The sequence below is a fragment of the Aquabacterium sp. genome, from assembly GCF_021768455.1.
GTDB lineage: Bacteria > Pseudomonadota > Gammaproteobacteria > Burkholderiales > Burkholderiaceae_C > Aquabacterium.
The window spans coordinates 1-25,207 of record NZ_JAIZVX010000007.1; the positions used below are offsets into that span (position 1 = coordinate 1).

The 25,207-nt window shown below is 66.2% G+C and carries 18 protein-coding genes; 8 read left to right on the plus strand and 10 right to left on the minus strand.

Features of this window, described 5'->3' with window-relative positions:
- Positions 1-2,265, minus strand: a 2,265-nt coding sequence (locus QZ994_RS01755; RefSeq protein WP_290867379.1) for a penicillin-binding protein 1A, incomplete at its 3' end; no start/stop codon positions are given.
- Between the two features lie 361 nt (positions 2,266-2,626).
- On the opposite strand from QZ994_RS01755, the gene QZ994_RS01760 reads away from it, so the two are divergent.
- Positions 2,627-4,423, plus strand: coding sequence for a lipase family protein (locus QZ994_RS01760; protein WP_290867381.1), 1,797 nt, complete (start codon positions 2,627-2,629; stop codon positions 4,421-4,423).
- Positions 4,424-4,542: 119 nt separating this feature from the next.
- Entirely contained in the window at positions 4,543-5,211 is a 669-nt protein-coding gene (locus tag QZ994_RS01765; protein ID WP_290867383.1) for a hypothetical protein, read from the plus strand.
- Between the two features lie 98 nt (positions 5,212-5,309).
- Here the strand turns inward: QZ994_RS01765 and acnB are convergent, their stop codons facing one another.
- From acnB to prpB, 6 genes are all read right to left on the minus strand, one after another.
- Positions 5,310-7,901: a bifunctional aconitate hydratase 2/2-methylisocitrate dehydratase gene (acnB, locus tag QZ994_RS01770; RefSeq protein WP_290867385.1), complete on the minus strand. Its 2,592-nt coding sequence runs from the start codon at positions 7,899-7,901 to the stop codon at positions 5,310-5,312.
- Between the two features lie 271 nt (positions 7,902-8,172).
- The gene (locus QZ994_RS01775; RefSeq protein ID WP_290867386.1) at positions 8,173-8,724 is read right to left on the minus strand and encodes a hypothetical protein; all 552 of its coding nucleotides are present in this window, start codon (positions 8,722-8,724) and stop codon (positions 8,173-8,175) included.
- A 152-nt stretch (positions 8,725-8,876) separates the two neighbouring features.
- The gene (prpF, locus tag QZ994_RS01780; protein WP_290867388.1) at positions 8,877-10,064 is read right to left on the minus strand and encodes a 2-methylaconitate cis-trans isomerase PrpF; all 1,188 of its coding nucleotides are present in this window, start codon (positions 10,062-10,064) and stop codon (positions 8,877-8,879) included.
- 12 nt (positions 10,065-10,076) lie between these two features.
- Entirely contained in the window at positions 10,077-12,695 is a 2,619-nt protein-coding gene (gene acnD, locus QZ994_RS01785; protein ID WP_290867471.1) for a Fe/S-dependent 2-methylisocitrate dehydratase AcnD, read from the minus strand.
- A gap of 78 nt (positions 12,696-12,773) precedes the next feature.
- Entirely contained in the window at positions 12,774-13,937 is a 1,164-nt protein-coding gene (prpC, locus tag QZ994_RS01790; RefSeq protein WP_290867390.1) for a 2-methylcitrate synthase, read from the minus strand.
- 33 nt (positions 13,938-13,970) lie between these two features.
- Entirely contained in the window at positions 13,971-14,855 is an 885-nt protein-coding gene (gene prpB / locus QZ994_RS01795) for a methylisocitrate lyase (protein WP_290867392.1), read from the minus strand.
- A 245-nt stretch (positions 14,856-15,100) separates the two neighbouring features.
- On the opposite strand from prpB, the gene prpR reads away from it, so the two are divergent.
- Entirely contained in the window at positions 15,101-17,095 is a 1,995-nt protein-coding gene (prpR, locus tag QZ994_RS01800; protein WP_290867394.1) for a propionate catabolism operon regulatory protein PrpR, read from the plus strand.
- Positions 17,096-17,102: 7 nt separating this feature from the next.
- Here prpR and QZ994_RS01805 read toward each other — a convergent pair whose 3' ends face one another.
- Positions 17,103-17,525, minus strand: a complete 423-nt coding sequence (locus tag QZ994_RS01805) for a hypothetical protein (RefSeq protein WP_290867396.1) — start codon at positions 17,523-17,525, stop codon at positions 17,103-17,105.
- Between the two features lie 114 nt (positions 17,526-17,639).
- Here QZ994_RS01805 and QZ994_RS01810 point away from each other — a divergent pair, with 114 nt between their 5' ends.
- Positions 17,640-19,262, plus strand: a complete 1,623-nt coding sequence (locus tag QZ994_RS01810) for a GMC family oxidoreductase (RefSeq protein WP_290867397.1) — start codon at positions 17,640-17,642, stop codon at positions 19,260-19,262.
- Positions 19,263-19,274: 12 nt separating this feature from the next.
- On the opposite strand, the gene QZ994_RS01815 is transcribed toward QZ994_RS01810, so the two are convergent.
- Positions 19,275-20,303, minus strand: coding sequence for an aldolase/citrate lyase family protein (locus QZ994_RS01815; RefSeq protein ID WP_290867399.1), 1,029 nt, complete (start codon positions 20,301-20,303; stop codon positions 19,275-19,277).
- 116 nt (positions 20,304-20,419) lie between these two features.
- Positions 20,420-21,409, minus strand: a complete 990-nt coding sequence (locus QZ994_RS01820) for a malate dehydrogenase (RefSeq protein WP_290867401.1) — start codon at positions 21,407-21,409, stop codon at positions 20,420-20,422.
- A 343-nt stretch (positions 21,410-21,752) separates the two neighbouring features.
- Between QZ994_RS01820 and QZ994_RS01825 the strand changes: the two genes are divergently transcribed.
- From QZ994_RS01825 to sdhA, 4 genes are all read left to right on the plus strand, one after another.
- Positions 21,753-22,457 (plus strand): GntR family transcriptional regulator, encoded by a 705-nt coding sequence (locus QZ994_RS01825; RefSeq protein ID WP_290867474.1) that lies wholly within the window; start codon positions 21,753-21,755, stop codon positions 22,455-22,457.
- Between the two features lie 148 nt (positions 22,458-22,605).
- Positions 22,606-23,037: a succinate dehydrogenase, cytochrome b556 subunit gene (gene sdhC, locus QZ994_RS01830; protein WP_290867403.1), complete on the plus strand. Its 432-nt coding sequence runs from the start codon at positions 22,606-22,608 to the stop codon at positions 23,035-23,037.
- Between the two features lie 24 nt (positions 23,038-23,061).
- Positions 23,062-23,424, plus strand: coding sequence for a succinate dehydrogenase, hydrophobic membrane anchor protein (gene sdhD, locus QZ994_RS01835; protein ID WP_290867405.1), 363 nt, complete (start codon positions 23,062-23,064; stop codon positions 23,422-23,424).
- Between the two features lie 3 nt (positions 23,425-23,427).
- Complete coding sequence (sdhA, locus tag QZ994_RS01840) at positions 23,428-25,200, plus strand: succinate dehydrogenase flavoprotein subunit (RefSeq protein ID WP_290867407.1); 1,773 nt, start codon at positions 23,428-23,430, stop codon at positions 25,198-25,200.
- Positions 25,201-25,207 lie beyond the last annotated feature (7 nt).

Sequence of the window (25,207 nt, forward strand, 5' to 3'; positions counted from 1 at the left end):
GATCAGGGCCGGGGTGATGGGCGCCTCGCCCATGCCCAGTTCGGTCAAGAAGCCACCATGCGCCCATTCGGCATAACGCCAGCCCGTGTCGGTGTGCACGACCCCATCGGGCACGGCCACTTCCTGCACCGGCTGGCGCCCCAGGGCCGTGGCCATGAACTGGATCCACACCGGCAGGGCCAGCGAACTGCCCGAGGCGTGGCTGCCCAGGCTGCGTGGGGTGTCGTAACCCAGCCAGACCACCGCCACCAGGCGGGGCTGAAAGCCGGCAAACCAGGCGTCGTAGACGTCGTTGGTGGTGCCCGTCTTGCCGTACAGGTCGGGTCGTTTCAGTTGGGCCTGGGCGCGGGCCGCCGTGCCGCTGCGGGCCACCTCCTGCAGCAGGGTGGCCGTCATGAAGGCATTGCGGGCGGGTACCACGCGCTGGTCCTCACCCACCGTGGGCGTGGGCGCTTCGAACACCGTCTTGCCCTCGCCATCGCTGATGCGCTTGATCACCACCGGGTTCACCTTCAGGCCGCCGTTGGCGATCACCGCATACGCCCCGGCCAGCTGCATGGGCGTGGTCGAGCCGGCTCCCAGGGCCAGGGTCAGGTTGTCGGGCTGTTTGCCCGCATCGAAACCGAAGTGGCTGGTCCACTCGCGGGCCTTTTGCGGACCCAGCAGCTGCACCAGTCGGATGCTGACCATGTTCTTCGACTTGGCCAGGGCCGTGTGCAGGGCCATGGGGCCGTCGAAGGTGCCGTCTGCGTTTTGCGGGTTCCAGTCGCCCACGTCGGTCAGCGGGGCATCGTTGACCAGGGTTTCGGGCATCACGCCGTTTTCCATGGCTGCGGCGTAGAGGAAGGGCTTGAAGCTCGAGCCCGGCTGGCGCCAGCCCTGGGTCACATGGTTGAACTGGTTCTGGCGGAAGTCGAAGCCGCCCACCAGGGCCCGCACCTCGCCATTGGCCGGGTCCATGGCGACCAGGGCACCTTCGGCCTCGGGCCACTGGGTGATGGCCCAGTCCTGCCCCTGCTGGATCACGCGGACGATGGCGCCCCGCCCGATCTTCAGCTTGTCGCTGGCCTTGGGGGCCAGCCCGCTCTGAGCCTGGCGCAGGCCCTTGCCACGCACCTCGATCACTTCACCCGAGGCCAGCACCACGGTCACCGCCTTGGGGCTGGCGCGGGTCACGATGGCGGCGTGCAGCACCTCGTCGTCGTTCACGTCCGAGAGCTGCTGGGCCACGAGCGGGTCTTCGTCTTCCAGGCCACTGTCCAGGTCGGCGACCTCTTCCGGGCCGCGCCAGGGTTGACCCAGCTCGCGGTCGATCAGGGTGCGACGCAGGGCTTTCCAGGCGGCCTGCTGCTCGGTGGCGCGCAGGGTGGTCACCACCTTGTAGCCGGCGGTATAGGCCTTGTCGCCATACTGGGCGAACACCTGCTGCCGTGCCATTTCGGCCACGTATTCGGCGTGCACGTCCACGTCACCCGGGTTGCGCACATTGAGCTTTTCGGCCTTGGCGGCTTCGTACTGGGCGTCGTCCAGCACGCCAGCCGAGTGCATGCGCGACAGCGCCACCAGCTGCCGGGCGCGTGCGCGCTCCGGGTTCTTGATCGGGTTCACATGGGCCGGGTTCTGCGGCAGGCCGGCCAGCATGGCGCATTCGGCGGCACTCAGGGCTTTCAGTGGCTTGCCGAAGTAGGTCTGGGCGGCTTCGGCAAAACCATAGGAGCGGGCACCCAGGTAGATCTGGTTCATGTAGAGCGCCAGGATCTGGTCCTTGCCCAGTTCGCGCTCGATCTTGAGCGACAGCATCGCCTCCTTGAGCTTGCGGCTGAGCGTCTTCTCGCGGGTCAGCAGGAAGGTGCGCGCCACCTGCTGGGTGATGGTCGAGGCGCCCTGGGTGCGCCCGCCGGTCAGGTTGGCGACCACGGCCCGCAGCACGCCGATCACGTCCACGCCCGGGTGCTCGTAGAAGCGGGTGTCTTCCACGGCCAGCAGGCTGTCTCGCATCAGCTTGGGGATTTCATCGAAGGGGAGGTACTGGCGCTTCTCGCTGCCAAAGCCGCCGATCTCCACGCCGTCGGCCGTGTAGACCCGCAGCGGCTGTTTGGGCTGGTAGTGGGCCAGGCCGCTGGTGTCGGGCAACTGCGGGTAGAGCACCGCGATGGAGACCAGCAGGGCCAGCAGCAAGGCGGCGCCGCCACCCAGGGTCACCCAGGCCAGCAGCCGCCAGGGGCGGGCAAAAAGAGAGGACGAGGGCCGGGTTGGATCTGTCATGCGCATCAAGGTGAGGGCCCGCAGGCGCAGGGTGCGGCGGGCTGCCGATTATCGGTGCTGGACCCGGTGCCTCCGCTGACCTGCTGCACGCGCTTGTGACACTTTGCGTGCCGCGGTGGGGTCCCCTTTGGTGCCACGGCAGCCCGCGCCAAAGTGGGTTAACCCGTTCTGGTAGAGCGGGTGAACCCAGACCGTTCCCCCTGGAAAAGCGCCCACGTGAATGAGGGGTTCGGGTGCCCGCAGGCCGGATTCTGGCAAAAACCCTGTTCGTGCTCGCGGACGGCATGGCGCTCAATGAATGCACAGCGTTCAACCGTTTTGGCCCCTGCCAGACGGCCCTTTTGTCCACCCAGGAGCACCCATGATCCGCACCGTTCTGCGTCACCCCGTTTTGATGGCCCCGCTGGCCGCTCTGGCCCTGGCGGCCTCCAGCGCCTGCGCAGCACCCGTGGTCGGCCCCTCCGACGCCTCCTTCTACACCCTGCCGGCCACCCTGCCCGCCGGCAACCACGGTGACCTGCTCTCCTACCGCCAGGCCACGGTCAAGCTGGGCACTGGCGCGCCGGCGACCAAAGCCTGGAACGTGCTGTACCAGTCCACCGATTCCGAAGGCGAAACCAATGTGGTTTCCGGCACGGTGATCGTGCCCTCCACGGCCTGGTCTGGCAGCGGCGCCCGCCCGGTGGTGCTGTACGCGGTCGGTACCCATGGCCTGGCCCAGGGCTGCGCGCCCTCGCGCCAATTCGAAAAGGGCACCGATTACGAAAACGCCAACATCGTGGCCGCGCTCAAGCAGGGCTATTCCGTGCTCGTGACCGACTACCAGGGCTACATCACGGGTGACGCCTCCACCTACCTGGCGGGTGAGTCGCAGGGCCATGCCGTGCTCGACATCTTCAAGGCCGCGACGGCCATCCCTGGCGCGGGCGTCACCGCGGGTGCCAAGACCGCCATCTGGGGCTACTCGCAGGGCGGCCAGAGCGCCGCCTGGGCCGCCGAGTTGATCAGCAGCTATGCGCCCGAACTGAACGTGGTCGGTGTGGCCGCAGGCGGTGTGCCCGCCGACTTCATCGCCACGGCCCCCATGCTCAACGGCAACATCGGCTTTGCCTTCTTTGCCTCGGCCATCGCCGGTCTGGCCCAACAGTACCCCACCTCGGTCCCCATCAACCTGATCGCCAACGACGCGGGCAAGGCCGCGCTCGATCGCCTCAAGACCCAGTGCGTGTTCGAGGCCCTGTTCGAGAACCAGAACAAGTCGATCTCGCCCTACACGACCGACAACGTGCCGCTCGAGACCCTGCTGAACCTGCGCACGGTCAACGCCACGCTCAAGGCCCAGAACCTGGGCGGCAACAAGGTCCCGGCGCCGCTGTACCAGTACCATGGCTCGGCCGACGAGTTCATTCCCCTGGCCCAGGATTACGCCCTGAAGAAGGCTTATTGCAGCAAATTCACCGACGTCACCTTCGACCTCTACCCCAGCGAGCACATCGTCACCCAGTTCCAGGCGGCGCCCTATGTGATGTCGTGGCTGGGCGATCGCTTTGCCGGCAAACCCACGCAAGGCACCTGCTCGACCACCAAGGGTGACCCGGTCGCCAACCCCAATCCGGGTGGCGGCAACTTCGTGGTCTCGCTCAAGAGCTGGCCCCTGACCGCCACCGTGGGCCTGAAGACCCTGGGTCAGACCATCGCCCTGCCGGCCACCTCCAGCTTCACGGCCGACAGCGACATCACGGCCGGCAAGCTGACGGGCAGCCTCTCGGTGCCTGACTTCACCTCGACCATCAAGCTGCTGGGCATCAACACCGATGTCAAGCTGAAGATCACCCCGGTGGGCCAGACCACGGGCACGTCCACGGTCGACAACCAGGGCATCCTGCGCGTGAAGGGCAACGCCAAGGCCGACATCACCGTCACCTCGGTGTGGGGCATCCCCTTCGGCAACTGCAAGACCGTGACCCCGGTGGACTTCCCCCTCGACTTCACCGGTCCGGTGTCGTCGCTGGGCAATGGCGGCCTGACCTTCACGGGCACCACCACCTTCCCGCAACTGAAGGGCTGCATCATCTCGGCCATCCTGTCGTCGATCATGTCCGGTCCTGGGCAGACCTTCAGCTTCTCGGTGGCACCGCCCGCCCCGCAGAAGTGGTGAGTCTCCGTGGTCGGGGCTGACCCGGCCGCCCGTGCCACCTCGGTGGTGCGGTGTGTTGTGGGATCCGCTCGGGGCGGGCACGGTGGCCTCCCCGGGCATTGGCATGTCAGGAGGACGCCATGGCAATCGTTCAGGTGAACAAACGCGGCCGCGGAGGCAAATGGGCCGGGATCATGCTGGCAGCGGTGCCCCTGGCCATTGCGTTGGCCTGGTGGGCCCGCTCCGAAAGCGTGACACCCCTTGCGCCGCTACAGGAACGGGCTGCCTTGCCGCAGCCTGAAGCCGTGCCGCCGTCTGCCCCCGCGACCGTGCAGGCACCGCCCGATCCCGCACTGGTGGCCATGCAGCAGGCCGCGGCCCAGGCGCTGGCCTCGCAGTCGGCCCCGGCGCCGGTGAAAGGCCTGGTGAGGGAGCGACCGGACTACGTCTCGGTGATGGAGTGGACCCTGCTGCAGGCCGTTGCCAGGCAGCACCTGCACCCCGAGGCCGAACTCACCCGTCTGGTCAATTCGCTGCGTTTCAACAAGCAGCTGGAGCGCTGGCAGGACACGGCCCTGTCCCTGCCGCCGGCCGAGCGACAGGCCCTGGCCCGCAGCCTGGTCGATGACCTGCCCGCTCGGGTCCAGCATGGCGACATGGACCTGCCCGGTGCCCGCCAGGTGCTCGATGACACCCTGGCTGCCCTGGAGCCCGATGCCGAGGCGCGACCCAGGCGCCTCGAGGCTGAACTGCAGCGCCTGAAAGCCGCCGAAGCCCAGCACGCTGTGGCCGAGGTCAAGCGCCCCTGAATCCTGCTCCCATGAAAAAAGCCCGCTGGACATCGCGTCCCGCGGGCTTTTGAACCTGGCCGGGCGCCTGCGCAGCGCCCAGTCTGGGGTGGGGCCGATCAGGCCTGCACGCCCTTGGCCGTCTCGACGTACTCGTCGATCTGGTTGAAGTTCATGTACTTGTAGATCTTGTCGGCGTCCTTGGACACCACGCCGATCTCGGCCAGGTACTCTGCCGGCGTTGGCAGCTTGCCCAGCTTCGAGGCCACTGCCGTCAGCTCGGCCGAGCCCAGGAACACATTGGTGTTCTTGCCCAGACGGTTCGGGAAGTTACGCGTCGAGGTGGAGATGCAGGTCGAGCCTTCCTTGATCTGCGCCTGGTTGCCCATGCACAGCGAGCAGCCCGGCATTTCGGTGCGTGCACCGGCCGTGCCGAAGGTGTTGTAGAAGCCTTCCTTGGTCAGCTCGGCGGCGTCCATCTTGGTGGGCGGGGCCACCCACAGGCGCACCGGGATGTCCTTCTTGCCTTCCAGCAGCTTGCCGGCGGCGCGGAAGTGACCGATGTTGGTCATGCACGAACCGATGAAGGCCTCGTCGATCTTGGTGCCGGCGACTTCGGACAGGAACTTGGCGTCGTCCGGGTCGTTCGGGCAGCAGACGATCGGCTCCTTGATGTCGGCCAGGTCGATCTCGATGACGGCAGCGTACTCGGCGTCGGCGTCGGCTTCCAGCAGGGTCTGGTTGGCCAGCCAGGCTTCTTGAGCGTCGATGCGGCGCTGCAGGGTGCGGGCGTCGGCGTAACCGTCGGCGATCATGTTCTTCATCAGAACGATGTTCGACTTCAGGTACTCGGCAACCGGTTCCTTGTTCAGCTTGATGGTGCAACCCGCAGCCGAGCGTTCAGCGGAAGCGTCGGACAGCTCGAACGCTTGCTCGACCTTCAGGTCAGGCAGGCCTTCGATTTCCAGGATGCGACCCGAGAAGATGTTCTTCTTGCCGGCCTTGGCCACGGTCAGCAGACCGGCCTTGATGGCGTACAGGGGGATGGCATGCACCAGGTCACGCAGGGTGACGCCAGGCTGCATCTGACCCTTGAAGCGCACCAGCACCGACTCAGGCATGTCCAGCGGCATCACGCCGGTGGCGGCACCGAAGGCGACCAGGCCCGAACCAGCGGGGAAGGAGATGCCGATGGGGAAGCGGGTGTGCGAGTCGCCACCGGTGCCGACGGTGTCGGGCAGCAGCAGGCGGTTCAGCCACGAGTGGATCACGCCGTCGCCCGGACGCAGGGCCACGCCACCGCGGTTCGAGATGAAGGCGGGCAGCTCGCGGTGCATCTTCACGTCCACGGGCTTGGGGTAAGCGGCCGTGTGGCAGAACGATTGCATGACCAGGTCGGCCGAGAAGCCCAGGCAAGCCAGGTCCTTCAGCTCGTCGCGGGTCATCGGGCCGGTGGTGTCTTGCGAACCGACGGTTGTCATCTTGGGTTCGCAGTAGGTGCCAGGACGCACGCCCTTGCCTTCAGGCAGACCGACCGCGCGGCCGACCATCTTCTGGGCCAGGGTGAAGCCCTTGCCGCTGTCGGCAGGGGCTTGCGGCAGGCGGAAGGCGGTAGAGGCAGGCAGACCCAGGAACTCGCGGGCCTTGCCGGTCAGCGAGCGGCCGATGATCAGGTTGATGCGGCCACCAGCCTGGACTTCGTCCAGCAGCACCTGCGACTTCAGTTCGAACTTGGCGGCGACGGCGCCGTTCTTTTCGATCTTGCCTTCGTAGGGGTAGACGTCGATCACGTCACCCATTTCGAACGCGGTCACGTCCACTTCGATGGGCAGGGAGCCCGAGTCTTCCTGCGTGTTGAAGAAGATGGGGGCGATCTTGCCGCCCAGGGTCACGCCGCCGAAGCGCTTGTTGGGCACGAAGGGGATGTCTTCGCCGGTGGCCCAGATCACGCTGTTGGTGGCCGACTTGCGCGAAGAACCGGTGCCGACCACGTCGCCAACGTAGGCAACCAGGTTGCCCTTTTTCTTCAGGTCTTCGATGAACTGCATCGGGCCGCGCTTGCCGTCTTCTTCGGGCTTGAAGGCCGCGTCAGGACGGGTGTTCTTGAGCATCGCCAGATAGTGCATCGGGATGTCAGGGCGGCTCCAGGCGTCCGGAGCGGGCGACAGGTCGTCGGTGTTGGTTTCGCCAGGCACCTTGAACACGGTCACGGTGATCTTTTCGGCGACCTTCGGGCGGGTGGTGAACCACTCGGCATCGGCCCACGACTGCATCACGGCCTTGGCGTTGGCGTTGCCGGCCTTGACCAGCTCGGCGACGTCGTGGAACGCGTCGAACATGAGCAAGGTCTTCTTCAGGGCTTCGGCGGCCACGGTGCCCACTTCGGCATCGGACAGCAGGTCGATCAGGGGCTTGACGTTGTAGCCGCCGACCATGGTGCCGAGCAGCTCGGTGGCCTTGGCCTTGGAGATCAGGGCCACGGTCACGTCGCCATGGGCCACGGCCGACAGGAAGGAGGCCTTCACCTTGGCAGCGTCGTCCACGCCGGGGGGCACGCGGTGGGTCAGCAGGTCAAGCAGGAAAGCGTCTTCACCAGCCGGCGGGTTCTTGATCAGCTCGATCAGTTCAGCGACTTGGCTGGCAGACAGGGCCAGGGGGGGGATACCCAGCGCGGCGCGCTCGGCAACGTGTTGGCGGTAGGCTTGCAACATGGTGTTCACCTTGATGGGGCGGGGACAGAAAGGAATTCACCGCGGCGGGGCGGAAATCTGGGCCTCGGAGCCCCAAGTCTTATAGAAGACTTGAGTCAGCCCTGTATTCTCGCCCATGACCGCCGGGAATGCCACATTGACAGCGGAAAAACTGCGATTTCAACAGCGGTACGGTGTCGATCTGCATCAGAAACCGACGCTCGACCGCGTGGTGGGCTTGCAGGACTCGGGCCAGGATGGGAAAACAGCCGGGGAAACCGGCTGCTCGGGGTCATTTCGGGGTGTCGGCCGGCGTGTCGTTGGCCAGGTTGAAGACCGATGCCCGGGGGTGAAGCTTCAGCTCTTCTTCGGCGGCGCGCTGGGTGTCGTGCACGCAGCCATCGACCATGCGGCGACCGGCTTTCGGGTCCATCAGCATGGACTTGGTCAGAATCTGGATCATCAGTGCTGCGCCCTTGATGTCTTCCAGGCGGATGGCGCCGGTGCTGGAGAGCACGGGCTTCATGGTCCAGGCCTGCTTGCCCAGGCTGAGGTTGAAGTAGCCGTTGCGCTTGGCATCGCGGTCCACCGAGACGGTCTTGCCGAACTCGCACTGGTAGTGCCCCACCAGCACGCGTTCGGCCGCCTGCAGTTGCTCGGCTGTGGCTTCAGGCAATGCGGTGATCTTCTCGGCGAGGGTCTTTTTGCCGCCCTTGGTGGTGCTGGCATGGGCCAGTTGCGGGCCAAAGGTGGCAGCGGCCATGCCGAGGACGACGCCTGCCGTCATGGCAAGGGTACGGATGCGTTGCATGCGCTGCATGGCGCGGCTGGCAGGAGACTTCATGGCTGTGGGACTGAACAGACGTTGAGGGGGTGGCGCAGGCGAGGTGAAACGCGGCGCAGAGGCCGGATCTTGCCACCTTTCCTGCCCGACCTGGCGGGCGGGAAGGGGCCAGCTCGCAAGCATTTGTACCGAGCGCGTGATCCGTTGGCGACTCAGAACGCGTCGCCGGGCACGCGCACCCAGCCTTCCATGAGGATGCGCGAGCTGCGGCTCATGATGGCCTTGGTGACCGTCCACTGGCCGTTGACCAGTTTGGCCTGTGCGCCCACGCGCAGCGTGCCCGATGGGTGACCGAAGCGCACGGCTTCGCGTTCACCGCCACCGGCGGCCAGGTTGACCAGCGTGCCGGGGATGGCGGCCGCCGTGCCGATGGCCACTGCGCAGGTGCCCATCATGGCGTGGTGCAGCTTGCCCATCGAGAGCGCGCGCACCAGCAGGTCCACATCGCCCGGCTCGATGGCCTTGCCGCTGGAGGCCTTGTAGGCCGTGGGCGGCGCCACGAAGGCGATCTTGGGCGTGTGCTGGCGGGTGAGCGCTTCTTCGGGCGCCTTGATCAGGCCCATGCGCAGCGCGCCGGCCACACGGATGGCCTCGAAGCGCTTCAAGGCTTCCGGGTCGGTGTTGATCTGCTCGCGCAGTTCGGTGCCGGTGTAGCCGATCTCGGCGGCGTTGACGAACACGGTGGGGATGCCGGCCGTGATCATCGTGGCCTTGAAGGTGCCCACGCCGGGCACGTCCAGGTCGTCGACCAGGTTGCCGGTGGGGAACATCGAGCCACCCTCGTCGCCATCGTCCGACGGGTCCATGAACTCCAACACGATCTCGGCGGCGGGGAAGGTCACGCCGTCGAGCTCGAAATCACCCGTCTCCTGCACCTGGCCGTTGGTGACGGGCACGTGCGCGATGATGGTTTTCTGGATGTTGGCCTGCCAGATGCGGACGACGGCCGTGCCGTTCTCAGGGATGCGCGACGGGTCCACCAGGCCCGCATGGATCGCGAACGAACCCGCTGCCGTCGACAGGTTGCCGCAGTTGCCCGACCAGTCCACAAAAGGCTTGTCGATGGACACCTGGCCATACAGGTAGTCCACATCGTGATCGGGCACGCTGGACTTGGACAGGATCACGCACTTGCTGGTGGACGAGGTGGCGCCCCCCATGCCGTCGATGTGGGCGGCATACGCGTCCGGGCTGCCGATGACGCGCATGAACAGCTTGTCGCGCGCTTCACCGGGCACCTGGCACGAGGCCGGCAGGTCAGCCAGGCGGAAGAACACGCCCTTGCTGGTGCCGCCACGGATGTAGGTGGCGGGGATCTTGACTTGAGGGGCGAAGGCCATGGTCGTGTCCTTTCAGGCGGCCTTGTTGGCCGCGAGGAAGTCTTGGGCGAACCGTTGGAGCACACCACCCGCCTGGTACACCGACACCTCTTCGGCCGTGTCCAGTCGGCAGGTCATCGGCACCTTGATCACTTCGCCGTTCTTGCGGGTGATGACCAGGTTGAGGTCGGCGCGGGGCTTCAGGTCGCCTTCCACGTCATAGGTCTCGGTGCCGTCCAGGGCCAAGGTCAGGCGGTTGGTGCCCGGCTTGAACTCCAGCGGCATCACGCCCATGCCGATCAGGTTGGTGCGGTGGATGCGCTCGAAGCCTTCGGCCGCAATCGCTTCCACACCCGCCAGGCGCACGCCCTTGGCGGCCCAGTCACGCGACGAGCCCTGGCCGTAGTCGGCGCCGGCCACGATGATCAGCGGCTGCTTGCGCTCGTAGTAGGTCTCCATGGCTTCCCACATGCGCACCACCTTGCCCTCGGGCTCGATGCGGGCCAGCGAGCCGGCCTTCACCTTGCCTTCGGCGTCAACCACCATCTCGTTCTTCAACGTGGGGTTGGCGAACGTCGCGCGCATGGCGGTGAGGTGGTCACCACGGTGGGTGGCGTAGGAGTTGAAGTCTTCTTCCGGCAGGCCCATCTTGTGCAGGTACTCACCGGCGGCCGAGTTCATCAAAATCGCGTTGGACGGCGACAGGTGATCGGTGGTGATGTTGTCCGGCAGGATGGCCAGCGGGCGCATGCCCTTCAAGGTGCGCGGGTTGGCGGCCAGCGCGCCCACACCTTCCGTGTCCCAGTAAGGCGGGCGGCGGATGTAGGTCGATTGCGGGCGCCAGTCGTACTGCGGGCTCACCTTCACGCCCTTGTCGGCCTGGATGGCAAACATGGGCTCGTACACGGCGCGGAACATCTCCGGCTTCACGCTGGCCTTGACGATGGCGTCAATCTCGTCGTCCGATGGCCAGATGTCCTTCAGGCGGATTTCCTTGCCGTCGACCACCGTCAGCACGTCGTTTTCGATGTCGAAGCGCACGGTGCCGGCGATGGCGTAGGCCACCACCAGCGGGGGCGAGGCCAGGAAGGCCTGCTTGGCATAGGGGTGGATGCGGCCGTCGAAGTTGCGGTTGCCCGACAACACGGCGGTGGCGTAGAGGTCGCGGTCGATGATCTCTTGCTGGATCTTCGGGTCGAGCGCGCCCGACATGCCGTTGCAGGTGGTGCAGGCAAAGGCCACGATGCCGAAGCCCAGCTTCTCCAGGTCGCCCAGCAGGCCGGCTTCCTTGAGGTACAGCTCCACAGCCTTCGAGCCAGGAGCGAGCGAGGACTTCACCCAGGGCTTGCGCGTCAGGCCCAGCTTGTTGGCGTTGCGTGCCAGCAGGGCGGCCGCAATCACGTTGCGCGGGTTGGAGGTGTTGGTGCAGCTGGTGATGGCGGCGATGATCACGGCGCCGTCGGGCATGGTGCCCTCTTGTGCCGATGGCATCTGCCACTTGCCCGAGATGCCCTTGGCGGCCAGGTCGCTGGTGGCGACGCGGGCGTGCGGGTTCGACGGGCCGGCCATGTTGCGCACCACGGTGCTCAGATCGAAGGTCAGGTCACGTTCGTACACGGCGCCTGCCAGCGAATCCGACCACAGGCCGGCCACCTTGGCATACGTTTCCACCAGCTTGACCTGGGCGGCATCGCGGCCGGTCAGGGTCAGGTAGTCCAGCGTCTGGTCGTCGATGCTGAACATCGCGGCCGTGGCGCCATATTCAGGCGCCATGTTCGAGATGGTGGCGCGATCGCCAATGGTCAGCTTGGATGCGCCTTCGCCGTAGAACTCGAGGTAAGCGCCCACGACCTTGGATTTGCGCAGGAACTCGGTCAGCGCCAGCACCACGTCGGTGGCGGTGATGCCCGGTTGGCGCTGGCCCGTCAGCTTCACGCCGACGATTTCAGGCAGGCGCATCCACGAGGCGCGGCCCAGCATCACGTTCTCGGCTTCCAGGCCGCCCACGCCAATGGCGATCACGCCCAAGGCGTCCACGTGCGGCGTGTGCGAGTCCGTGCCCACGCAGGTGTCGGGGTAGGCCACGCCCTGGTCGGCATGGATCACGGGCGACATCTTCTCCAGGTTGATCTGGTGCATGATGCCGTTGCCCGCGGGGATCACGTCCACATTGGCGAAGGCGTTCTTGGTCCACTCGATGAAGTGGAAACGGTCTTCGTTGCGGCGCTCTTCAATGTCGCGGTTCTTCTTGAACGCGTCAGGGTCGAAGCCACCGCACTCCACGGCCAGCGAGTGGTCCACGATCAGCTGCACGGGCACCACGGGGTTCACCTTGGCCGGGTCGCCGCCTTCCTTGGCGATGGCATCGCGCAGGCCGGCCAGGTCCACCAGGGCGGTCTGGCCCAGGATGTCGTGGCAGGCCACGCGGGCCGGGAACCAGGGGAAGTCCAGGTCACGCTTGCGCTCGATCAGCTGCGTCAGGCAGTCGTTGACGATGGCCGGATCGGCCTTGCGCACGATGTTTTCGGCGTGCACGCGCGAGGTGTAGGGCAGGGTGGCCCAGGCACCGGGCTTGATGGCCTCCACGGCGGCTTGGGTGTCGAAATAATCCAGCTGGGTGCCGGGCAGCGGCTTGCGGAATTGGGTGTTGATGTTGCTCATGGCCGGGGCGTTCAGGAGAGTGAAGGTCGCTTCAAGGTGAAAGGGCGCCCGAGGCGCCCTTCGTGCTGTTTACTTGCGGTCCTTGATGGGCACGAACTTCTGGTCTTCAGGGCCGGTGTAGTTGGCGCTCGGGCGGATGATCTTGCCGTCGATGCGCTGTTCGATCACGTGGGCCGACCAGCCGCTGGTGCGGGCGATCACGAACAGCGGCGTGAACATGGCGGTGGGCACGCCCATCATGTGGTAGCTCACGGCAGAGAACCAGTCGAGGTTGGGGAACATCTTCTTGATTTCCCACATCACCGATTCCAGGCGCTCGGCGATGTCGTACATCTTCATGTTCGACTGTTCCTTGCTCAGGTCTTCGGCCACCTTCTTGATGACCACGTTGCGCGGGTCGCTCACGGTGTAGACGGGGTGACCGAAGCCGATCACGACTTCCTTGCGCTCCACGCGGGCTCGGATGTCGGCTTCCGCCTCATTCGGGTTGTCGTAGCGCTTCTGGATCTCGAAGGCGACTTCGTTGGCGCCGCCGTGCTTCGGGCCACGCAGGGCGCCGATGCCGCCGGTGATGGCAGAGAACATGTCCGAGCCCGTGCCGGCCACCACGCGCGAGGTGAAGGTCGAGGCGTTGAACTCGTGCTCGGCGTACAGGATCAGCGAAGTGTGCATGGCGCGCACCCAGCTGTCACGCGGCTTCTCGCCGTGCAGCAGGTGCAGGAAGTGGCCGCCGATGGAGTCGTCATCGGTTTCCACGTCGATGCGCTTGCCGTTGTGGCTGTAGTGGTACCAGTACAGCAGCATCGAGCCCAGCGAGGCCATCAGCTTGTCGGCGATGTCGCGGGCGCCGGGGTGGTTGTGGTCGTCCTTCTCGGGCGACAGGCAGCCCAGCACGGACACGCCGGTGCGCATCACGTCCATCGGGTGGCTGGAGGGGGGCAGCTGTTCCAGCGCGGTCTTCAGGCCGGCGGGCAGGCCGCGCAGCGACTTCAGCTTGGCCTTGTAGCCAGCCAGTTCGGCCACGGTGGGCAGCTTGCCGTGCACCAGCAGGTGGGCGATTTCTTCGAACTCGCAGGTGGTGGCGACGTCGAGGATGTCGTAGCCGCGGTAGGCCAGGTCATTGCCGGTGCGGCCCACGGTGCACAGGGCGGTGTTGCCGGCGGCGGTGCCAGACAGGGCGACCGACTTCTTGGGTTTGAAGCCAGGGGTGGTGGTTTCAGGCGTGGCGCTCATGGGGGTCTCCTGGATGTCAAAAATGGGCGGGGGTCACTTCTTGGCGGCGAACAGCGCGTCGAGCTTGCCCTCGAACGCGTGATAGCCGATGCGGTCGTAGAGTTCTTCGCGGGTCTGCATGGTGTCGACCACGTTGCGCTGGTGGCCGTCACGACGGATGGCGGTGTAGACGGCCTCGGCAGCCTTGTTCATGGCGCGGAAGGCGCTCAGCGGGTAGAGCACCATGCCCACGCCGGTGGGGCGGAGGTCGTCCACGCTGAACAGCGGGGTCTTGCCGAACTCGGTGATGTTGGCCAGCACCGGCACCTTCACCGCCTTGACGAATTTTTCGTAGGTGGGCAGGTCGTAGGCGGCTTCGGCAAAGATGCCGTCGGCGCCGGCTTCCACGCAGGCGATGGCGCGCTCGATGGCGGCATCCACGCCGTGCACCTGGATGGCATCGGTGCGGGCGATCAGGAAAAAGTCGGCGTCCGTCTTGGCGTCGGCGGCGGCCTTGACGCGGTCCACCATCTCTTCGGTGGTGACGATTTCCTTGCCAGGGCGGTGGCCGCAGCGCTTGGCGCCCACCTGGTCTTCGATGTGGCAGGCCGCAGCGCCGGCCTTGATCAGGCTTTTGACCGTGCGCTCGATGTTGAAGGCGCTGGGGCCGAAGCCGGTGTCGATGTCGACGAGCAGGGGCACGTCGCACACGTCGGTGATGCGGCGCACGTCGATGAGCACGTCGTCCAGCGTGTTGATGCCCAGATCAGGCAGGCCCAGGGAGCCCGCGGCCACGCCACCACCCGAGAGGTAGATGGCCTGGTAACCCGCGCGCTTGGCCAGCAAGGCGTGGTTGGCGTTGATGGCGCCGATGATCTGAAGGGGGGCTTCGGCGGCGAGGGCGGCTCGGAAGCGGGCGCCCGGTGTCAAGTTGGCCATGCACGTTCTCCTGTGGGATGCGGTCGTTGGGTGACTGCAGGGATGGTTCGCAACGCGTGTGCCAGCGTTCGGGCGGCTTCACTGTGGCCCCGATGGCGCCGCCAAGTCTTTGATTTGTCTCAATTTTGGGAAGGCGAGGGCAGGGGCAGGTTCCGGCGTTGTTTCATTGGTGTTCCAAAAATGAAACGTGTTTTCGGCTCTTGTGGAACAATGGTGAAACAGCACATCACGCCCGGAACCCTCTCATGCGCGACTCCCCTTTGTTTGGCGCGGCAGGCGTCAGTCCCCTTCCACGGATTGTGGCCGTCGGTTTTCGGCGCATCAACAAGATGCTGCAGGAAGTGGCCCCCGAGTTTGCCCTGCGTGCCACGGTCGACCTGCTCGACGTCGGCTTCGACCAGGCTGTGAGCCGCGTGCAGGCGCTGCAGGCTGTCCAGCCTGTGGACGTGATCGTGGCGGCAGGCTCCAACGGGGCCTACCTGCGTCAGCGGCTCGACACGCCGGTGGTGCTGGTCAAGGTCGGCGGCTTCGACCTCATGAAGGCCCTGGCCGAAGCCAAGCGCCTCTCCGGCCGCGTGGGCCTGGTCACCTACGAAGGCATGGCCCCGGATCTCAGTGAATTTGGCGGGCTGTTCGAGCTGGGGGTGCAGCAGCGCAGCTACCGCACCGAAGACGAAGCCCGAGCCTGTGTGGTGGCCTTGCGGGGGCAGGGCGTCGAGGTGGTGGTGGGCACCGGCGTGGTCGCGGATCTGGCCGAGCAACTCGGGCTGGCCGGGGTCTTCCTCTATTCGCCCGATGCCGTGCGCGAGGCCCTGGAGGACGCCCTGGAGGTGGCCCGCGCCGCCCGCATCGAGCTGGCCAAGCGAGAGCGCCTCAACACCATCCTGGCGCAGTTGAGCGACGGGGTGATCGCGGTGGACCGGCACGAGGGCATCCAGACCCTGAATCCCGCCATGGCCCAGTTGCTGGGCGTGAACCCGGGCGACTGGCTGGGGCGAGCCTTGAGCGAGGTCTGCCCCGAGCTCAGCCTGCAGTCCACCCTGCGCCTGGCCTTGCCCGAACTGGAAAAAATCGAGCGGGTACGGGGCAAGGCCCTCATCGTGAACCGCATGCCCATCATGGAGCAGGGCCAGCTGACCGGCGCGGTGCTGAGCTGTCAGGATCCGATCAGCATCCAGCGTGTCGACCGCCAGATCCGCACCCGCATCAAGCCCAGCGCAGCGGCCTCGCGCCACGAGCTGGACGAGTTCCTGGGCGCGAGCACCGCCATCCGCCAGCTCAAGGAGATGGCCCTGCGCTGCGCCCGCAGCCCTGCCACCGTGCTCGTCACCGGCGAGAGCGGCACCGGCAAGGAGCTCATCGCCCAGGGCATCCACATGGCCAGCGACCGGCGCGATCTGCCCTTTGTCGCGGTGAACTGCGCGGCCCTGTCCGAGACCTTGCTGGAGAGCGAGCTCTTTGGCCACGAAGAAGGCGCTTTCACCGGCGCGCGCCGTGGCGGCAAGGTCGGGCTCTTCGAGGCGGCGCACAAGGGCACCATCTTCCTGGACGAGATCGGCGAGATGCCGCTTTCCTTGCAGACCCGGCTGCTGCGCGTGCTGCAGGAGCGGGAGGTGCTGCGGGTGGGGGCCACCGAGCCCACGCCTGTCAACGTGCGTGTGATCGCAGCCACCCACCAGGACCTGCTCCAGCAGGTGCAGGCTGGCCGCTTCCGGCTCGACCTCTACTACCGCCTCAACATCCTGCGCCTGAGCGTGCCGCCGCTGCGTGAGCGCCTGGACGACCTGCCGCTCCTGGCCCGGGCTCTGCAGCGCGAGGCCTGTCGCCGCCTGCAGACCGACCCGAGTTGGAGCGAGGGCCTCATCGATGCCCTGGTGCAACAGGGGCGCCACCACGCCTGGCCGGGCAATGTGCGTGAACTGGGCAACCTGGTCGAGCGTGTGGTGGCCTGCGCGGCGCCTGGCCCCGGATCAGGGGTGGACCCGGCGGGGGGCGTCGTGGCGGTCTTGCATCAGATGGCGCCCGAGCTCTTTCCGGTCGAACCCTTGGCGGTCAGCGCAGCGCCTTCACTCGGAGCCCTGCGCCCTCCCGCCCTGAAAGCGCAGCAAGCCGAGGCTGAGCGTGCCCAGCTCAGCCGTGTGCTCGCCGAATGCGATGGAGACCGCCTTCAGGCCTGTGCGCGCCTCGGCATTGCCCGCACCACCCTGTGGCGCAAGCTCAAGGCCCACGGTCTGGCCTGATCCCTTTTCAGCAGGCGTAGGACGTCAGCAGACGCGCATCGGGGCCGGGGGTGCAGTGGCCGCGGCGGGCGCGCAAGGTCCATGGCGTGCCGTTGCGAAAGCGAAGGCTCAGGCTGAACGGTGCGTCCTGCGTCCAGGGCAGGGGCAGGCGAGACAGGCGTTCGTCGCCCACCCGCAGCACCCCTTCTGCGAGCGCGCCGATGCCGTCGCGCACTTCACCATCGAGTTGCGCGCCCTCCAGCACCAAGGCCAGCGGCTGCATGTAGGCCTCCTCGGCCGCCTGGCCGGGTGCGGTCTCCTGCAGCACGCAGGCCACGGCAAAGTGCAAGGTCAGCGTCTGGCCACCTGAGGCACCTTGCTCGCCCTTCGGGGCGCTCAGGCTCAGGTTCCGCAATTCGCTGCCTTCAAACAGGAAAGTCGTCTGTGTCATGCACCTAGCGTAAACGCTGGGAGGGGCAGGGTGGTGCCGCGGCATACGATGGCCCCACCCGCGTGGGCATGGACACATGGCGCCATGTCTGCGCGGTCGACCATGGGGCCCCACTTGAGCGACACCACCTTCGACCACATCGTCATCGGCGCCGGCACCGCCGGTTGCCTGCTCGCCAACCGCCTGTCCGCCGACCCCAGGGTGCGCGTGCTGCTCATCGAAGCGGGTGGCGCCGACGATTACCACTGGATCCACATCCCGGTGGGCTACCTCCACTGCATCGGCAACCCCCGCACGGACTGGCTCTATCAGACCGAACCCGAGCCCGGGCTGGGTGGGCGCAGCCTGCGTTACCCGCGGGGCAAGGTGCTGGGCGGTTGCTCCAGCATCAACGGCATGATCTACATGCGCGGCCAAGCCCGCGATTACGACCACTGGGCCGCGCTCACCGGTGACCCGTCCTGGGCCTGGAACGAGGTCCTGCCCCTCTTCAAGCGCCACGAAGACCACCACCTGGGCGCCAGTGCCCACCATGGCGCCGGTGGCGAGTGGCGTGTCGAGCGCCAGCGCCTGCGCTGGGACCTGCTGGATGCCTTTGCCCTGGCCGCCCAACAGGCCGGCATCCCTGCCAATGCCGACTTCAACCGCGGCGACAACGAGGGTGTCGGCTACTTCGAGGTCAACCAGCGCAAAGGCATGCGGTGGAATGCGGCGCAGGCCTTTCTGCGCCCCGCCTGCTTTGCCCGCCCCAATTTCGAGATGTGGACCCGCGCCCAGGTCGACCGCCTGATCACAGGGCGGGGCGAGGACGGCGCTTTGCGTTGCACCGGCGTGCGCGTCTGGACCGGCACCGAAATGGTTGAGGCCCATGCCACCCGCGAGGTTCAACTCTGTGCCGGCAGCATCGGTTCGCCCGCCATCCTGCAGCGCTCCGGCATCGGTCCGGCCGAGGTGCTGGCGCGGGCCGGGGTGCCCCTGGTGCACGCACTGCCTGGCGTCGGCGCCAACCTGCAGGACCATCTCCAGATTCGCAGCGTCTTCACCGTGCAGGGCGTCGACACCCTCAACACCCGAATGGCCAGCCTTTGGGGCCAGGCCCGCATCGCGTTGGAATACGCCTTGCGCCGCAGCGGTCCCATGAGCATGGCCCCCAGTCAACTGGGCGTCTTCACCCGCAGCCATCCGTCCCTGGCGCACCCCGACCTGGAATTCCACGTCCAGCCCCTGAGCCTGGACGCCTTTGGTGAGCCCCTGCACCGATTTCCGGCCTTCACCGCCAGCGTCTGCCCACTCAACCCCAGCAGCCGTGGTTCGGTGGAGATCCGTTCGGCCGATCTGGCAGCGGCACCTGCGATCGCTCCGGGCTACCTCAGCACCCCGGAAGACCGCGAGGTGGCCATCCGGGCACTTCGCGTGGCCCGCCACATCGTGTCCCAGCCTGCGTTGGCGCCCTACCAGCCCCAGGCCTGGCGCCCAGGGCCAGACTGCCAGAGCGACGAGGCCCTGGCCGAGGCCGCATCCCGGTGCGCGACCACCATCTTCCATCCTGTGGGCACCACCCGCATGGGACATGCCGATGACCCCGAGGCCGTGGTCGACAGCCAGTTGCGGGTGCGAGGCATCGCGGGCTTGCGCGTGGTCGACGCGGGCGTCATGCCCACCATCGTCAGCGGCAACACCAATGCCCCGACCCTGATGATCGCCGAGCGGGCCGCCGCGCTGATTCGCAGGGCCTGAATCCGGCGGACGTCAGTGCCCGGGGGGCGTCTCGAAAAACGCCGAACGGATTTCCACCGGCAAAGGCTGCCCGGTCAGCCATGCGCGCTCCAGCACATGCCAGTAGTGGCGGTAACTGGCCCGGTCGTGCAGCACATGGCGGTGTGAGGTCGGCGCCCAATGAGCCGCTTGCGCCGCGCTCAGGATCTCGATCGCATCGTCCACCTCGGCCGATACCGGTGCGAACGCCTCCACGATCACAGGGATCTGATCCGGGTGGATGCTCCACATGCGCGTGTAGGCGAGTTCTCTGCAGGCGCGTTCCGCCGCCTTGCCCAGCGCCCGCGTGTCCTTGAACTCCGTGACCACGCAATGCGACGGCGTGATGCCCGCCGCATGGCAGGCCGCCGAGATTTCCAGTTTGGCCCGCAGCACCAGCGGGTGGCTGAACTGCCCCTGCACACCCATGGCCGAGGCCGGCACCGCCCCCCGGTGATCCGACACGAAATCCATCAGCCCGAAGGACAGCGATTCCACGCCGGGCAGGGCTGCGATGTCGTGCACCTGCTGCACGGCCCGGTGCGTCTCGATCAGGCCGTGCACCGGCACGACCCGCGTCACCCCGTGCTTGACCCGCGCCGCCTTGATCGCCTCGATGGCACGCTGGGCGTCGGCCGCATCGGCCAGCTTGGGCACCATGATGTAGGCCAGCCGCTCGCCGGCCAGCCGGATCACCGTGTCCACATCGTCTTCAAAGCGGCGGTGTCGAAAGTCGTGGACCCGTACGCCCACACGCCCCGTGGCGTTTTCGGGGCCGGCCACCAGGGCGGCCACCAGCAGGGCCTGTTCGTGCTCTCCGCCCACGGGCGCGCCGTCTTCCAGGTCCAGTGTCACGTCGAACACGGCGTGACCGGCCTGGGCGGCCATCTCCGCCTGCAAGGCCAGGCTTTTGCGCATGCGCGCTTCGACGCCTGCGTAGTGGTCGCACACCGGCAACAGCGGGGCGGGCTTTTCTGAGCCGAACAGGGCGTGGCGGGGGTGGATGGCGGTCAGCGTCGACACGGTGTTTTCCTTCTTCAAACCCTGCCAGTCTGAACGAAAAAAAGCCGGCCTGCTCGCGCAAACCGGCTTTTTGACACAGCGATCGAGTCAGTGCCCCGATCGGGTGTGCAGACGCATCACAGCAGGTGCTTGACGCCGTCTTGTTCGCCCTGCAGCTCGGCCAGGGTCTTGTTGATGCACTCTTGCGAGAAGGCATCGATTTCCAGGCCGGTGACGATCTTGTACTCGCCGTCAGGGGTGGTGGTCACGGGGAAGCCGAACACGATGCCGGCGGGGATGCCGTACTCGCCATTCGAAGGCACGCCCATGGTCACCCATTCGCCGTTGGAGCCCAGGGCCCAGTCGCGCATGTGGTCGATGGCAGCGTTGGCAGCCGAAGCGGCCGACGACAGGCCGCGTGCGGCGATGATGGCAGCGCCACGCTTGCCCACGGTCGGCAGGAAGGTTTCAGCGTTCCAGACCTGGTCGTTGATGGCTTCCTTGACGGACTTGCCATCGACCGTGGCGAAACGGTAGTCGGCGTACATCGTGGGCGAGTGGTTGCCCCAGACGGTCAGCTTCTTGATGTCGCCAACCTTGAAGCCAGCCTTGGCGGCCAGTTGCGAGGCGGCACGGTTGTGGTCCAGGCGCAGCATGGCGGTGAAGTTCTTGGCCGGCAGGTCCGGAGCCGACTTCATGGCGATGTAGGCGTTGGTGTTGGCGGGGTTGCCGACGACCAGCACCTTCACATTGCGCGAAGCCACGGCGTTCAGGGCCTTGCCCTGGGCCGTGAAGATCTGGGCGTTGGCGGCCAGCAGGTCGGCGCGCTCCATGCCGGGGCCGCGGGGGCGTGCACCCACCAGCAGGGCGTAGTCGGTGTCCTTGAAGGCGGTCAGGGGGTCGGAGTGGGCTTCGATGCCGGCCAGCAGCGGGAAAGCGCAGTCTTCCAGCTCCATGATCACGCCCTTGAGCGCGTTCTGAGCCTTTTCGTCGGGGATTTCCAGCAGTTGCAGGATGACGGGCTGGTCCTTGCCCAGCATTTCGCCAGAGGCGATGCGGAACAGGAGGGCGTAACCGATTTGACCAGCGGCGCCGGTGACGGCGACGCGAACGGGTGCTTTGCTCATATGCAACTCCGAAAGGAAGGGTGGCGGATTAGTGGAAAACCCACAAGTGTAGCTTCGCGCGGCAGTTTATGGCCAGTGTCCCTTTCCGTCAACGCTCTTATGTCTTATATAAGACATCTTTCGTCAGTTCGTTGGACAAAAGCGCTCCATTTGTGGTGCAATACCGCCCGGTCAGCCCCATCCGGACTGCCCGCCAGGCCAGCCCGATCTGACCCTGATCGACAACAACACGAGCCGACCCTCCGTGGTGACCCCTTTCCCTCTCTCTGCTGCACAAGACGCCGACGCCGCTGGTGGTGGCGCGAGCGCGGGCCAGTCGGTCCAGGGACCTTCGTTCAGCCCGCTGTACCAGCAGATCAAGGTCCTCATCCTGCGCAGCCTGCAGGCCGGTGAGTGGCGCCCGGGCGAGGCCATTCCGTCCGAGATCGACCTCGCGGCCCGCTTCAAGGTCAGTCAGGGCACCGTGCGCAAGGCGGTTGACGAGCTTGCCGCCGAGAACCTGCTCATGCGCCGTCAGGGCAAAGGCACGTTCGTGGCCACCCATGCCGAGGAGCAGGTTCAGTACCGCTTCCTGCGCCTCATGCCCGACCAGCCCGAGACCGGCGCCAGCAGCTCGCGCCGTGAGTTCCTCGACTGCCGTCGCCTGCGCGCCCCGGCCGATGTGGCCCGCGCCCTGCACCTCAAGGCAGGCGACATGGTGGTCGAAATTCGCCGGGTGCTGCACTTCTCCGGTCGTCCCGTGGTCTATGACGACATCTGGCTGCCCGGTCGCCTCTTCAAAGGTCTCACCGCCGACCGCCTCAGCGAATACCGCGGCCCGATGTACGGCCTGTTCGAATCCGAATTCGGTGTGCGCATGATCCGCGCCGAAGAGCAGTTGCGCGCTGTCGCGGCCACGGCCGACACCGCGCAGGCCTTGCAGGTGCCGGTGGGCTCGCCGCTGTTGAGCGTCGAGCGCCTTTCGCTCACCTATGGCGACCAGCCTGTCGAGCTGCGCCGGGGTCTGTACCGCACCGATCACCACTATTACCGAAACGAACTGAGTTGACGCCCCGTTCATGACCTTGTTCACGCAAAGCCTGCGACCTGTCCTCGGATTGACCAATGGCTAAGCGGGTCCCTCGGCTTGGGGATTGCCCTAAAATCTCCCCTTCACTTGACAAAGTAACGACGCTCGGCAGGAGCCCCCCTACACCATGGCTGACAACGCGAAAAACCCACGCCCCGTCTACCGGAACATCCACGTCACCGACCTGGCGAGCTACCGCTTGCCCCCGGCCGGCATCGTTTCGATCCTCCACCGGATCAGCGGCGTCGTGATGTTCCTCCTGATGCCCTTCATCATCTGGATGTTCGACACCAGTGTCTCGACCGAGATCTCCTACGACACCTTCACCTCGGTGTTCGTGGCCGGCTGCGGCTTCCTGCCTGGCTGGTTCATGAAGCTCATCGCCCTGGCCTTGATCTGGGCCTACCTGCACCACTTCATCGCTGGCGTGCGCCACCTGATCATGGACGCCACCCACTCGGTGAGCAAGCAGCAAGGTCACAGCTCGGCCATCATCACCCTCGCTCTCAGCGTGGGTCTGACGGTGATCCTGGGCGCCAAGCTCTTCGGTCTGTTCTGATTTCGTCTCCGGGAACCCCAAACCATGTCTCAAAACTACGGAACCAAGCGCATCGTGACCGGTGCGCACTATGGCCTGCGTGACTGGCTGGCACAGCGCATCACCGCCGTGCTGATGGCCCTGTTCACCATCGTGCTGCTGGCCCAGGTCATCTTCGGTGGCCCCATCGGTTACGACCGCTGGGCCGGCATCTTCTCCCAGCAATGGATGAAGACCCTGACCTTCGTGGTCATCGTGGCCCTGCTGTACCACGTCTGGGTTGGCGTGCGTGACATCTGGATGGACTACATCAAGCCGGTGGGCATCCGCCTTGCCCTGCAAGTGTTCAGCATCGTGTGGCTCGTGGGCTGCGCTGGCTGGGCCATCCAAGTGCTGTGGAGACTGTAAAAAATGAGCGCTACTTCCCTTCCTACCCGCAAATTTGACGTCGTGATCGTGGGGGCCGGCGGCTCCGGCATGCGCGCGTCGCTGCAACTGTCTCTGGCCGGCCTGAACGTGGCCGTGCTGTCCAAGGTCTTCCCCACGCGTTCGCACACGGTGGCCGCCCAGGGCGGCATCGGTGCCTCGCTGGGCAACATGTCCGAAGACAACTGGCACTACCACTTCTTCGACACCGTCAAGGGTTCCGACTGGCTGGGCGACCAGGACGCCATCGAGTTCATGTGCCGTGAAGCACCCAAGGTGGTGTACGAGCTGGAACACTTCGGCATGCCGTTTGACCGCAACGCCGACGGCACCATCTACCAGCGTCCCTTCGGCGGCCACACCGCCAACTACGGCGAAAAGCCCGTGCAACGCGCCTGCGCCGCAGCCGACCGCACCGGCCACGCCCTGCTGCACACGCTGTACCAGCAAAACGTCAAGGCCCGCACCCAGTTCTTCGTGGAATGGATGGCCCTTGACATCATCCGTGACGCCGATGGCGACGCCGTGGGCGTGACCGCCCTGGAAATGGAAACCGGCGACGTGCACGTGCTGCACGCCAAGACCGTGCTGTTCGCCACCGGTGGCGCCGGCCGCATCTACCAGGCTTCCACCAACGCCTTCATCAACACCGGTGACGGCCTGGGCATGGCGGCACGCGCCGGCATCCCCCTGGAAGACATGGAGTTCTGGCAGTTCCACCCCACCGGCGTGGCCGGCGCGGGCGTGCTGCTGACCGAAGGCTGCCGTGGCGAAGGCGCGATCCTGCGCAACAGCAATGGCGAGCGCTTCATGGAACGTTACGCCCCCACCCTGAAGGACCTGGCTCCCCGTGACTTCGTGTCCCGCTCGATGGACCAGGAAATCAAGGAGGGTCGTGGCTGCGGTCCCAATAAGGACTACGTCCTGCTGGACATGACCCACCTGGGCGCCGAGACCATCATGAAGCGCCTGCCTTCGGTGTTCGAGATCGGCCACAACTTCGCCAACGTCGACATCACCAAGGAGCCGATCCCCGTGGTGCCGACCATCCACTACCAGATGGGTGGCATCCCCACCAACGTCTACGGCCAGGTGGTCGTGCCCAAGAACGGCAAGCACAACGACATCATCAACGGCCTGTACGCCGTGGGTGAGTGCTCCTGCGTGTCGGTGCACGGCGCCAACCGCCTGGGCACCAACTCGCTGCTGGACCTGGTGGTCTTCGGCCGCGCTGCTGGCAACCACATCGTCGAGACCAACCTCAAGACGAAGAACCACAAGCCGCTGCCCAAGGACGCCGCCGACTACACCCTGTCGCGCCTGGCCCGCCTGGATTCGGCCAAGAACGGCGAGTACTCGCAGGACGTGGCCAACGAGATTCGTGCCACCATGCAGAAGCACGCCGGCGTGTTCCGCACCCAGAAGTCCATGGACGAAGGCGTCAAGCGCATCGCCGACGTGCGCGAGCGCGTCAAGGCCATCGGCCTGAAGGACAACTCCAAGGTCTTCAACACCGCCCGCATCGAAGCACTGGAAGTCGACAACCTGATCGAAGCCGCACAAGCCACCATGGTGGCCGCCGCAGCCCGTCCGGAATCGCGTGGCGCCCACGCCCACGACGACTTCCCCAACCGCGACGACGCCAACTGGATGAAGCACTCGCTCTGGTACTCCGAAGGCAACCGCCTGGACTACAAGCCCGTGAACCTCACCCCGCTGACGGTGGAATCCGTGCCCCCGAAGGTCCGTACCTTCTGATCGACGG